Below are 12,916 nucleotides of genomic sequence, written 5' to 3'. Positions count from 1 at the left end.
GTTTCCACATGGAGCGCACGACGCGTGTTATCTGGTGATGAGTGCGTAAGGAAAGGAAGCCCAGCCGATGAGTAACCGGGCTGCGAAAGGTCAATCAACCGTTCAATCGGTCAGCCGAGCACTCGAGATTCTCGAAATTGTTGCACGGGCCGGCATGCCGATTGGTATCACGGAGATAGCGGAAGCAACGAAGCTTCCGATGCCGACCATTCATCGCCTGCTGCACACCCTGATCGCATCTGGGTACGTGTACCAAACCCCGCGGCGCAGATACGCCCTGGGAACCCGGCTCATTTCGCTGTCCCGTTACGCAGGGGGTGCCCTCGGCGTCGCTCTGCGGCCACTGTTGACCAAGACGGTGGAAGAGCTGGGTGAATCTGTGTCGGTGGCCATGCTCGATCAGGACTTCGCACGATACATCGCGCATGTTCCCTCGGAGCGTTCGATGCGAATGTTCACAGAGGTAGGGAACCAAGTGTCGCTACATGCGACGGGGGTGGGGAAGGCCATCCTCGCGGCAATGCCATCGAGCCAGGCCGGAAAAACGATTGACCGGTGCGAGTTGCGTGCCCTGACTCCGCGCACGATCACCGATCCGCAAGCATTGCGGGAACATATCGATTTGGTGCGTGAACGCGGATATGCCATCGACGATAACGAGCACGAGGTGGGCGTGTGCTGCGTTGCGGTAGCCGTACCGGGTGATCTGTACTTGGCAGTGTCAGTTGCTGCGCCCGTTGGGCGTATCGATCTGGACACGGTGGAGACGCATGCTGTACCGGTTCTTCGAGAAACGGCGAGCAGTATTGCGCAGCTTCTTGCGGAAGAACGGCGTGCTGCGGAGGAGGAGCGTCAGGCGGCGGGAATCGAGTAATCGCAGCTGAAAGGTTCCTAGCTTGTAGTTCATTCGGTGTACTCGGCTCGTGTAGGGCGCCGGTGATGCGTTGTTGTGTGGATGTGTGGGCATACGCTCCGCCCGGTGCAGATAAGCCATGTTGCCACCGACGGTGCTTGCGTGCACACCGATCACATAGACTCGCACCGGGACTTGTGCCCGGGAACAGCGATCCCCTCCCTACGGGTCGGCTCCTCTACCATGCGCAGCCCTAATGTGTCTGAGAACACATTTCCATAGACGTGCTGCATGGCGGCTACAGCTCCCAATGGTGGGAGGAGCAAGGGCCTCCAAATACGCCTATACGAATGGCGGTGGCACCTCTCTTTCCCGTATGACGGAAAAGAGAGGCACGCCCTCAATCCCTCGATGTGTGCCCGTTTTTGCGTGATATCAAGCCGATTTCTGCGCAACTCGTACCTTTTATGCCCTTCTTACGCTGCGGTACCTTCTTCTAACTAGCGAAAAAAGTATTCCATCTGACGGAAAGCCGTGGTACTGTGATCGAAACGAAGAGGAGGACTCGATGAAGATCCTTGTAGTCAATGTGAATACAACGGAGAGCATGACGCAAAGCATCGGCGATGCGGCACGGGCCGTCGTGGGCCCGGGAACGCAGATCGTCGAGCTGACTCCGTCATTCGGTGCGGAGTCCGTGGAAGGGAACTTCGAATCCTATCTAGCGGCGGTGGCCGTTATGGATGTTGTCGCGACCTACCGGGACTCATATGACGCTGTCGTGCTCGCTGGATTCGGAGAGCACGGCAAAGAAGGGGTTATGGAACTGGTGGAGACACCGGTGGTTGACATAACCGAGGCTGCTGCACATATGGCCATGCTGCTCGGTGATCGCTTCTCCGTGGTGACCACCCTTGACCGAAATGTGCCTCCGATTGAAGATCGCCTGCTTTCATACGGGCTTGATCGCCACTGTGCGTCTGTGCGCTCGACCGGGCTCGGTGTTCTTGAGTTGGAAGACACTGTGACCGCAAAAGCGGCCATCACGCGGGAGGCCGAACGAGCGGTTGCCGAAGACCACGCGGAGGTGATTGTGCTCGGTTGTGGCGGAATGGCGGGACTGGACCGCGAAATATCGGCGCAGCTGAGCATTCCCGTAGTCGAAGGAGTTACCGCGGCGGTCAAGCTCGCCGAGTCGCTGGTTGCGCTCGGGTTGAGTACATCGAAGGTTCGTAGCTATGCAGCTCCGAACCCAAAGAAAGTAACTGGCTGGCCGCTCAGCGGAAAATAGACGCTGCGCAGCGAGCAATTGAGCGGGCGAATGGCCCAATGAGAAAGGACGGAAAGGACGGAGATGTCCGCAAACGCTAGACAAACCGTCGTCATTGCCGTTGGCGGCAATGCACTTATACGCGACAAACACCATGTTGCAGTAACCGATCAGGTGGAGGCTGTCCGGGAATCGTCATCGTATATAGCCGACTTGGTCCAGGAGGGCTACACCCCGGTTATCACGCACGGCAATGGGCCACAGGTAGGGTTCCTGCTACGGAGAGTGGAGCTCGCCTCGGCCGAACTCCCTGCTATTCCGCTCGACTACCTCGGCGCTGATACGCAGGGCGCGACCGGGTACATGTTTTCGCGTTCACTTCGTAACGAACTAGCGAACCGTAACATTGACCGTTCCATTGCTGCAGTGGTCACGCAATCCATCGTGGATAAGAACGACCCAGCTTTTGCCGATCCAACCAAGCCAATCGGCTCTTTTATGGATGAGGAAACGGCAAAACGGCGCGAGGTCGAGGATGGTTGGGCCGTGCGGGAGGATGCCGGACGCGGATATCGCCGCGTCGTTCCTTCACCCATTCCGCGCGATATCGTCGAGAAGGACGTCATCACAACGCTTGTTGCAGCGGGCTGCCTGGTGGTTGCCGTAGGTGGCGGCGGAATTCCGGTATCACGCGAAGAATCGGGAGAACTAAGCGGTGTAGAAGCCGTGATCGACAAAGATCGCGCCTCTGCACTTCTTGCTTCCTTGCTCGGGTGGAAACGTTTGTTATCTGCACTGCCGTGGACACGGTCGCGATCAACTTCAACACCCCCGAGCAACAAGAGCTGCACCGACTCACCGTGGCTGAAGCCAAGAAGTACCTTGCCGAGGGACAGTTCGGCGCAGGCTCGATGGCGCCGAAAATCGAGGCTGCCATCAACTTCCTCGAACAAGGGGGAAAGAGAGTCATCATCACATCTCTTCCTCTCCTGAAAGACGCCGTTGCCGGCAACGCCGGCACAAGCATCACGCAATAACCAACACACACTAGCGGCCCTGGCCGCCGTTCGCACCAGAAAGGTACGACATGAGTTCACAAGTTCCGCAGACTGGTGGTGAGATCACCCCCAGCCTAATCAATGAGGATCTTGCTCCTGCCAAGACCAGGCACTGGAGCTTCTACTCCCTTTTCGCTATGTGGATGTCTGACATCCACTCTATCGGTGGCTACACCTTCGCGGCGGGGCTCTTCGCCCTGGGCCTAGGCGCGATCCACGTCTTTGCAGGTCTCTCGATCGGCATTATCGCCGTCTTCTTCCTTATGAATCTGGTGGGATTCGCCGGGCAGAAGACTGGGTTGTGTTATCCCGTATTGGCACGTATTGCCTTCGGCACTATCGGTTCCAACCTACCGGCCTTGACCCGCGGGTTTGTGGCAATTTGCTGGTACGGCATTCAGACCTGGTTGGCCTCCCGCGCCGTGATTGTGCTGGCGGCAGACATCTGGCCCGACATCAACGAGTGGGGCCAGCAGAAGTTCTTAGGGGAAACACTCCTTGGGTGGCTGGCATTCCTCTTCATGTGGGCGTTGCAACTGTTGCTGCTGCGCAATGGCATGGAGACGATCCGCAAGTTCCAAGACTTTGCCGGTCCAGCGGTTTGGGTTGTTATGGCGGCGCTGACCATCTGGGTTATGTACAAGTGCGACTGGAACATTTCTCTGACCGTCGCCTCCGGAACGGCGACTTGGGGAATGTCTCATGCCTTCCTGGCCGCCATCGCGCTGACCGTCACTTACTTCTCGACTCTGTTGCTGAACTTCTGTGACTTCGCCCGGTTCTCTCCGACGAAGAAGGCCGTATGGTGGGCCAACCTCTGGGGCCTTCCGGTTAACTTCATCGCCTTCTCGGTGGTGTCTGTGCTTGTGACCGCAGGATCCTTCCAGATCTACGGGGAGTACGTCTACGACCCGGTGGAGTTGGTAGGACGTATCGATTCCGTTACCGCTTCGATCCTCGGAGCCTTGACATTCACGGTGGCAACACTGGGAATCAACGTGGTTGCCAATTTCGTCTCGCCCGCCTACGACCTGGCAAACGCATGGCCGTCGAAGATCAACTTCGTTCGTGGCGGTCTCATCTCGGCGGTGATAGCGCTTCTGATCACCCCGTGGAATCTCTACAACAACCCCTTCATTATCAATACCTTCCTTGCTGCCCTCGGCGCGGTACTTGGACCGCTGTTTGGCATCATCATCGTTGACTACTTCATCCTGCGAAAGCAGAAGGTGCAGGTCTCGGAGCTGTTCAAGGCCAAAGGCATGCACAGTTTCGACAACGGATGGAATATGCGAGCCGTGGCAACCTTCTTCATTGCCTCGATTCCGTCAATTCTTGTGGCCGTTGGTCCGTGGCAGTGGGCGAAGTTCCTCAGCCCCTTCTCGTGGTTCATCGGGGCAGGCATTGCCTTCGTGGTCCACTACTTCATTTCACGCAACGACCCGTACCTCTTGGCCGCTGTCCAGCAGGCCATGCAGGTTGATCTGGATGCTGACCGGGACGCGGTTGAGGTTCCCGGCTCCGCAGCCTCTGAGGCGACGGCGAGTAACTCAGCGGCTGCTGCAACAGCAAAGGAGAGCAATCAACAATGAGTACAACACTAGTGATCCGGGCCCAGCGCGCGGTTCTTCCAACGGGAATTGAGTCCGCTGCCGTCGTCGTGACGGATGGAGTCATTACCGATATTCAACCGGTCGACGCCGAGATCGTTGCCGACGACGAAATCGTGGTACCGGATGACCAGGTACTTCTGCCCGGTCTACTCGACTCCCACGTGCACGTTAACGAGCCGGGGCGTACGGAATGGGAGGGATACGAGTCGGCGACGCGTGCGGCACGTGCCGGTGGAATCACCACCATTATCGATATGCCGCTGAACTCCGATCCGCCCACTACAACGGTGGAGAACCTGGAGTTGAAGCAGGAGGCCGCCGCCGGAAAGCTCTCCGTTGACGTTGGCCTCTGGGCGGGAGCCGTACCGGGAAATCGTGGAGAACTCGGGCCGCTGTGGGAGCGAGGAGTCTTCGGCTTCAAGTGTTTCACCGCGCATTCGGGTATCGATGAATACGGGTACCTCGGCTACGACGAACTGCGCAATGATCTGGAGGAGATCGCGCGCCTCGACGCCGTCATGATTATTCACTGTGAGGATGCGGGAATCCTGGCACAGGCACCGCAGAACTTCGGCCCGTCCTACGCCAATTACCTCGCCTCGCGGCCGCGCGAGGCGGAGAACGAGGCCATCCGGCAGGTCATTGCTGCGGCACGCGACACCGGTGCCCGGGTACATATCCTGCACCTGGCCAGCGCGGAGGCGCTGCCACTGATCCGTGCGGCGAAAGCGGACGGAGTCCGCATCACCGTGGAAACCTGCCCGCACTACCTCACATTCGCGGCGGAGGAGATTCCCGACGGCGCAACTGAGTACAAGTGTGCGCCGCCGCTGCGTGAGGAGGAGAACCGCCGGGCCTTGTGGCAAGGGCTGTTGGATGGGACGATCGATCATATTGCCTCGGACCACTCTCCCTGCACAGCCGATCTCAAGCGGCGCGAGAGTGGTGATTTCGGAGCCGCATGGGGAGGTGTGTCGTCCGTCCAACTCGGACTGTCGGCCGTACTGACCGCCGGAGCCCAGTTCGGCGCCACACTCTCCGACATTGCACGCTGGTTCGCCTCCGCTCCGGCTGCAACCTTCGACCTTCCGACCAAGGGCGCCATCGCAGTGGGCAAGGACGGCGATTTCGCGGTGGTGGACCCGGAGGAGACCTTCACCGTGGACGTCGAGAGACTTGAGCACAAGAACAAGATCAGTCCCTACAACGGTCGCATGCTCAAGGGGGTCGTCCACCAGACAATCCTGCGCGGGAGGGCGGTGGACCGCGATTCCAAGGCGGGGCGGCTCATTCGCCGCGGCTGAACGCAGTGACCCGGTCGGTCGTGCACCAGAGAGTGCGCACCACAAATTGGCGGGGCGCCGCAGGCCGACCGGGCCGCAAACCAACACCAGAAAACAGGCAAATCAAAAACTAAGGAGATAACCGTGTCCGAATACATGCGTTCGATGAAGGAAATGATTGAAGCAGTCGACAATGTCGGCAAGTCCTTCATCTCCATTAACGACCTCAGCCCCGAGCAACTGCTCAAATTGTTCGAACTGGGTAAGAGCCTCGAACTATTCAACAGGTCGAAGATCGACCTGTTCGACGACAAAATGCTGGCGTTGATGTTCTTCCAGCCCTCCACCCGCACCCGGATGTCCTTCCAGACAGCCATGGAGCGTATGGGCGGCCACGTCATCGTGGAAGCGAACCCGAAAGTGACTTCCTCGGTTGCCAAGGAGGAGTCCATTGAGGACACCATGCGTTGCATCTCGCAGTACGCAAATGTGGCGGTGATTCGCCACTACGACGAGGACGAAGCGCGGCGCGGAGCCGAGGCTGCTGAGTGTCCGGTGATTAACGGCGGGTGGGGCCACTGGGAGCATCCAACACAAGCCCTGCTCGACCTTTACACCATCTGGCGTCGCTTCGGGCACTTCGACGGTCTGAAGGTCGCCGTCGTCTCGCCGAATATGATCGAGGCCCGCACCGGCCACTCCATGGCCTACGGCCTGGCACGCCTGGGTGCCGATGTAACCATCTGTTCCGACTCCGATCTGCGTACCCCCAACGAGGTAACTGATCGTATCCGCACAGAGTTCAACGTCGACTTGAAGGAAGAATTCGACTTCGATCAGGACGGCTTCAACAACTTCGTACGCACCCAGGACTACATCTACCTACCCGGCTGCTCGGCACCGGCGGGCGCGGAGGCGGAAGCCTTCAAGAAGTTGATGGACCGTTACCTGATCCGTTACGACACCCTGCGCGACGAGGCGGAGAAGGGCCACATGGTGTACGTGACCCACACGCTGCCCCGCCGTGCCGGCGAGATGGACCTCGCCATCGATAACACCCCGCATCAACTCTACTTCCGGGCGATCCTGCAATCCGTGTCCATCCGCATGGCCCTATTGGCATCGATCCTCGGCCTGTGAGAGTAGCAACGACTCAAAAATTGTAGCGACGAAAAGATTGGAGAAATAACAATGAAGCTCGAGATAACCGCCGGTGGTTTCACCTTCATCGCAGAGTACCAAGAAGAGGAAGGACCGAAGACGGTCAAGGCCTTCCGGGAAAAGCTCATGCCTCTGACCTCGCGCATGATTCACGTGCGCTGGTCAGGCCAGGCGGGCTGGATCCCCTTCGGTGATCTGGACCTGGAATTGGAGCCCGAGAACGGCACCTGCTACCCACATCCGGGTGAAGTCGTGATTTACCCGGGAGGCAAGTCCGAAACGGAGATCCTGCTGGCATACGGGTACACGAATTTCGCGTCCAAGGCAGGGCAGCTGCCCGGAAATCCGCTGGCACGGATCGTGGAGGGCAATGAGCACCTGGCGGAGCTGGGCGAGAAACTCCTGTGGGAAGGCGCGCAAGAGATCACCTTCCGTGAAATCGACGACTGAGGAGATTGACGAACCACAGGCCGGGGGCCGGTCTCTTCGCCGGGGCCGGCCCCGCCCCTTCGGGCTTGCACCGGACGCAAGCGCCCCGATGCGACAGAACCCACAGTAAAGAAAAGGTGACAAGCGTGGATTCAGAAGAAACAAGCAAACTGCGCGATATTGCCAAGGAATGTCGACGCGATATCGTCCGGATGGTTCATCATGCGGGAAGTGGGCATCCAGCGGGATCACTGTCGGCGATTGACGCCATGGTTGTTCTCTACTTCCGGCATATGAATATCCGCCCAGAAGAACCCGAATGGCCCGAGCGTGACATGTTCTTCCTCTCCAAGGGGCACTGCACACCCGCCTATTACTCGGTAATGGCAGCCCGGGGCTACTTTCCACGGGAGGAACTCATGACCTTCCGCGACCTCGGGACTCGGTTACAGGGGCACCCATCCAATACTCATCTGCCAGGAGTTGATTCCTCCTCGGGATCGCTCGGGCAGGGGCTGTCGCTGGCCAACGGCGCGGCGATGGCCGCGAAAATGGATGGCTTAACCTCACGCTACTACGTGATGATTGGCGACGGCGAGGCGCAGGAGGGGCAGATATGGGAAGCGGCAATGACATCCGCCGATCACTGCCTTGACAACGTGTGCGCAATCCTCGACGCGAACTCCATCCAGCTCGATGGTCCGGTTGATTCCGTGAAGTCCCTGGGCGACATCGTCGCCAAATGGGCGGCTTTTGGCTGGTATGTGATCGAAGTGGACGGCCACGATTTGGGTGCGCTCGACGATGCCTTCGCCGACGCGGCTGCAAGCAGTGGCAAGCCCACCATGATCATCTCCCGCACCGTGAAGGGCAAAGGTGTGTCTTATATGGAGAACACCGCAAAATTCCACGGTTTGGCACCTACCGATGAAGAACTCGAGCAGGCTCTGGAGGAACTGCGATGACCACGAAGACTGCACCTCGTGAAGGGTACGCGCAAGGCCTTCTGGAACTCGGAGCCCAGCACAAGGACGTCGTTGTGCTGGACGCGGATTGCGCAAAATCCAATTTCACTGATCGCTTCCGCGACGCCTACCCGGATCGCTTCATCAACATGGGGATCGCGGAATGCGACCTCGTTGGAACGGCGGCCGGACTGGCGGCGATGGGTAAGGTGCCCTTCGCCAACGCCTACGCCAACTTCCTTACGGGACGAGGCTTCGATCAAATTCGAGTTTCCGTAGCCTATTCGGCGCGCAATGCCAAGATTGTGGGGCATAACGCCGGGATGTCGGCCGCGCAGGAAGGTGCGACCCATCTTCCGTTAGAGGACATCGGGCTGATGCGTGCCATCCCGGATATGACGGTGATTGTGCCGGCGGATTCGGAAGAGGCCCGCAAGGCCGTGGTGGCCGCCTATGAGTTGCAGGGACCGGTGTACCTGCGGATCGGCAAGTTGCCGGTACCCGATGTGACAACGGCGGGCACGCCCTTTGAAATCGGGAAGGCACATACCATGCGCGAGGGCGCCGATATCACGATTGTCTCCACCGGTTGCGTGCTATACGAGGCGCTTGCGGCTGCCGAGGAACTGGCACGGGAAGGGCTCAGCGCCGAAGTGCTCAACGTTCATACCGTCAAGCCTTTGGACGCGGCTGCCATCCTCGCTTCCGTAGCTAGGACGGGTTGCGCCGTGACCGTGGAGGAACACTCGATTCTTAACGGTTTGGGTTCTGCCGTGGCGGAAGTATTGAGTGAGGGTCACCCGGCTCCGCTCGAACGTGTTGGATCACGGGATGTTTTCGGACTTTCCGGCACGTTGGATGAGCTCTTCGACTACTTCGGTTTGCGCGCTGGGAACATTGCCGACGCCGCCCGCCGCGTCGTCGCCCGTAAATCCGCATAGCTTCTTGTTCCTCGCACAACGGAGCGGTGGGTTGCTGACAGAGAGGGAATGACACCAGCGTTGCGGGGTCTTTCCGGCTGCGGCAAGTTCCTGCCGCCCAAGGGCAGAGCACGTAGCACTGTGGAGCAACCCGGTTGGCGCAGCGGACCATGCCAGCGGATCATCGCCTGTGCCGCGAGTGATCACGTGAGGACCGCGGGTGCTGCGCGCGGACCCGGTTTACCTACCCGACGAAGTGAAAACGTTATCAAACCGCAGCTGTTGCGCACGGACGCGGTGCAAGCACTGACTACACTATCCACCCCTTGCACGACACCATCACATATTGAAAGGACATCATCATGAAGGACGATCTGCATAACTATATTCGCCCCGGCATCATTCACTTCATGGCCTACCCCTTCGCCAGCTCAGGAGATGGCCCTATCGCGGAGTCTGTGGAACGCATCGTCAACGATGACTTCTTCGAGGCCATCGAGATTACGCGGATCAATGGTGCGAAGGAACGGGCCGCAGTGAAGAAGCTGATTGACACCGCCGGCATGGCCGTCGGCTTCGGAGCTCAACCCTACATTCTGAAGCAGGGGCTGAACCTCTCGGATTTCGATGAGGAGAAGCGTCTGCATACAGTCGAGGTGCTCAAGGGCGCCGTCGATCAGGCCTATGAGATGGGTGCGAAAAAGTTCGGTTTTCTCTCCGGGCCCAAGCCGAAGAACAAGAAGGACACAGATGAGGCCCTGGAACGGCTGGCCCAATCGATTATCGAAATCGGCCGTTACGCCAAGTCGAAGGGCGACATCCTCCTTTCGCTGGAGACTTTCGACGACTCCACGGAGAAGTTCGCGCTTATCGGTACCAATCGACTCGGCGTCGAACTGGCACGAGAGGTTCGCAAGGCGATACCGGACTTCGGACTCATGGTTGATCTGTCGCATCTGCCCATGCAGGGCGAGACGGTGAAGGAGGCCATGACGGTGACGGCCGAATACCTCAACCATGCGCATATCGGCACGTGCGTGATTTCCGATCCGGAGGATCCCGCCTATGGTGATAAGCACCCCTACTTCTCCCATCCGAAGTCGGAATGCCATGTGCCGGAGGTGCGCGAATTCCTGGCTGGACTCTTCGACATCGGGTACCTGCGGGAGGACGCCCCGGAGCGCAATATCGTCTCCTTCGAGGTTCAGCCGCTCGGCGACGAGAAGGTTGACGGTGTTATCGCCGATGCTAAGCGCGTGCTACGTGAGGCGTGGCGCCTGCTTTGATCGGCCCTGGCTGAGCGAACCATGCACCCGCACAAGCGGCAGAGGGCCGGAATGAACAAGGGAAGAAGCCTAGCTTTCCGCCCACGCAAGCGGCGGAGCCACCTGCAGTGGGGAACCGTCACCGCTGGTTTTCGCCCGTGTGGGCGGAGAAGGAAGCCAAGCAATCGGTCGTACTCGGTATCCGGCCTAGCTGAGGGCCGGATACCGGAGCCCGGCGGTGGGAGGCAGGCCGAACCTATGAAACAACACTAACCATTCAAGCTGCTAAAGAAATGAGTGAAGACTAATGCCCCGTATGCGCGTCGTCGACGCAATCGTTGAGATCTTACAGAAGGAGGGATGTACCCAGGCTTTCGGTGTTCCAGGAGCGGCCATCAACGGTCTTTATTCCGGCATGGAGAGAAATGGGAATATCCGCCACATCCTCGCCCGCCACCCCGAGGCTGCCGCCCATATGGCAGAGGGCTATACCCGGACAAAACCCGGTAATATCGGCGTGGCACTGGCGACATCCGGCCCGGGAGGTACCGACCTAATAACAGGTATGTACTCGGCCTGGGCGGACTCGATTCCAATCCTGTGTATCACGGGTCAAGCCGCGCGGCCCATGTTGCATAAGGAGGAGTTCCAAGGCGTTGATATTGCGTCAATCGCCGCGCCGGTAACGAAGATGGCCGTCACCATTTTGGAGGCGGCACAGGTTCCCGGCACCTTCGCGAAGGCTTTCCAGCTCATGCGAACCGGCCGACGTGGTCCGGTACTGATCGACCTGCCGGCCGATCTGCAGGTTGAGGAGATTGACTTCGATATCGACGCCTACGAGCCCCTGCCGATTGCGGTGCCGCAGATGTCCCGCACCCAGGCCGATCATATCCTCGACATGATTGACGCGGCTGATCATCCTATTCTGCTGGCTGGAGGCGGAATACTCAATGCTGGCGGTGAGAAGGAGTTTGTGGAGCTGGCGGAATATCTAGGTATTCCGGTGATTTCGACACTGATGGGATGGGGCAGCATTCCGGATAATCACCGCCTGGCGCAGGGCATGGCCGGATTCCAGACCTCGCAGCGCTACGCCAACGCATCCTTCCTCGAATCGGATCTAGTCATTGGATTCGGCAACCGGTGGGCGGCCCGCGCCGTCGGCAATCTGGATGTGTACAGGGCGGGGCGGAAGTTCGTTCATATCGATATCGAACCGACGCAGATCGGGCGGGTCTTCCCGCCGGAGTACTGGTCGGTATCGGATGCGAAGGTGGCGGCCGAGGTGCTATTGGGGGCAGCCCGCGAGCGCTATGGTGCCTCTCCGGCTCAGCGTTATGAGCAGTGGGTGGCGGAATGCAACGAGCGGAAGGCAACTATGCTCCGCAAGACGCATTTCGACAACGTACCGCTGAAGCCGCAGCGCGTGTACGAGGAGATGTGCCGTGCATTCGGACCGGAGACCAGGTATGTCACCACCATTGGTCTCAGTCAGATCGCCGCCGCGCAAATGCTGCACGTGTTCAAGCCGCGGCATTGGATTAACGCCGGCCAGGCCGGCCCGCTGGGCTGGACGATTCCGGCGGCCATTGGCGCGGTGACGGCCGATCCTACGACGCCGGTGGTGGCGCTTTCGGGCGACTATGACTTCCAATTCCTTATCGAGGAGTTGGCCGCCGCGGCACAGCACGAGGTCCCGTGGGTGCACGTGGTGGTCAACAACGCCTACCTTGGTCTGATCCGCCAGTCGCAGCGCGGTTTCAATATGGAATACCAGGTGTCACTGGCATATAAGAACATCAACGTTCCTGAGACCGATGGCTACGGGGTGGATCATATCGGCGTTGTCGAATCCCTGGGATGCAAGGCGATCCGCGTGCGCACGCCCGAAGAACTGGCCGAAGCTCTGCCACGTGCCCGCGCCATGGCGGAAACCTTCCGCGTGCCGGTTGTCGTCGAGTGCATCGAAGAGCGTGTGACGAATATTTCCATGGGCACGGCGCTGGATTCGATGACCGAGTTCGAGCCGCTGGCAGAGGACCTGCCGGTGGACGCACCAACTGCGCTGGCGTTCCGGGACGATTTCGCAGGTCCGG

Annotated in this window: 10 protein-coding genes and 2 pseudogenes; all 12 read left to right on the top strand. The window is 59.3% G+C overall.

Going from position 1 to position 12,916, the window contains the following annotated elements; translation table 11 throughout:
• The first annotated feature begins 67 nt into the window (after positions 1–67).
• Complete coding sequence (locus tag DDD63_RS11670; RefSeq protein WP_108716523.1) at positions 68–874, top strand: IclR family transcriptional regulator; 807 nt, start codon at positions 68–70, stop codon at positions 872–874.
• 547 nt (positions 875–1,421) lie between these two features.
• Complete coding sequence (locus DDD63_RS11665) at positions 1,422–2,144, top strand: aspartate/glutamate racemase family protein (protein ID WP_108716522.1); 723 nt, start codon at positions 1,422–1,424, stop codon at positions 2,142–2,144.
• Positions 2,145–2,207: 63 nt separating this feature from the next.
• Positions 2,208–2,852: pseudogene (locus DDD63_RS11660) on the top strand (carbamate kinase); the annotation flags it as partial.
• A gap of 44 nt (positions 2,853–2,896) precedes the next feature.
• Positions 2,897–3,160, top strand: coding sequence for a hypothetical protein (locus DDD63_RS13030; protein ID WP_346426216.1), 264 nt, complete (start codon positions 2,897–2,899; stop codon positions 3,158–3,160).
• Between the two features lie 50 nt (positions 3,161–3,210).
• Complete coding sequence (locus DDD63_RS11655) at positions 3,211–4,773, top strand: NCS1 family nucleobase:cation symporter-1 (protein ID WP_108716521.1); 1,563 nt, start codon at positions 3,211–3,213, stop codon at positions 4,771–4,773.
• Positions 4,770–6,098 carry an allantoinase AllB gene (gene allB, locus DDD63_RS11650; protein ID WP_108716520.1) on the top strand — a complete coding sequence of 443 codons (1,329 nt, stop codon included), beginning with the start codon at positions 4,770–4,772 and terminating at the stop codon, positions 6,096–6,098. Before DDD63_RS11655 ends, allB begins: the two co-directional genes overlap by 4 nt.
• A 123-nt stretch (positions 6,099–6,221) precedes the next feature.
• Complete coding sequence (locus tag DDD63_RS11645; RefSeq protein ID WP_108716519.1) at positions 6,222–7,217, top strand: aspartate carbamoyltransferase; 996 nt, start codon at positions 6,222–6,224, stop codon at positions 7,215–7,217.
• A 51-nt stretch (positions 7,218–7,268) separates the two neighbouring features.
• On the top strand, positions 7,269–7,688 hold the full coding sequence (locus tag DDD63_RS11640) for a DUF3830 family protein (RefSeq protein ID WP_108716518.1): 420 nt from the start codon (positions 7,269–7,271) through the stop codon (positions 7,686–7,688).
• A 125-nt stretch (positions 7,689–7,813) separates the two neighbouring features.
• The gene (locus DDD63_RS11635) at positions 7,814–8,632 is read left to right on the top strand and encodes a transketolase (RefSeq protein WP_108716517.1); all 819 of its coding nucleotides are present in this window, start codon (positions 7,814–7,816) and stop codon (positions 8,630–8,632) included.
• Positions 8,629–9,573, top strand: a complete 945-nt coding sequence (locus DDD63_RS11630) for a transketolase C-terminal domain-containing protein (RefSeq protein ID WP_108716516.1) — start codon at positions 8,629–8,631, stop codon at positions 9,571–9,573. The genes DDD63_RS11635 and DDD63_RS11630 overlap by 4 nt, the downstream gene beginning before the upstream one ends.
• A gap of 341 nt (positions 9,574–9,914) precedes the next feature.
• Positions 9,915–10,838 carry a TIM barrel protein gene (locus DDD63_RS11625; RefSeq protein WP_108716515.1) on the top strand — a complete coding sequence of 308 codons (924 nt, stop codon included), beginning with the start codon at positions 9,915–9,917 and terminating at the stop codon, positions 10,836–10,838.
• A 286-nt stretch (positions 10,839–11,124) separates the two neighbouring features.
• A pseudogene (gcl, locus tag DDD63_RS11620) lies at positions 11,125–12,900 on the top strand (glyoxylate carboligase); the annotation flags it as partial.
• Between the last annotated feature and the right edge of the window lie 16 nt (positions 12,901–12,916).

The organism is Actinobaculum sp. 313, from assembly GCF_003073475.1.
Taxonomy (GTDB): domain Bacteria; phylum Actinomycetota; class Actinomycetes; order Actinomycetales; family Actinomycetaceae; genus Asp313.
The sequence above is the reverse complement of the archived record's forward strand: the minus strand, read 5'-3'. Positions and strand labels throughout refer to the sequence as shown.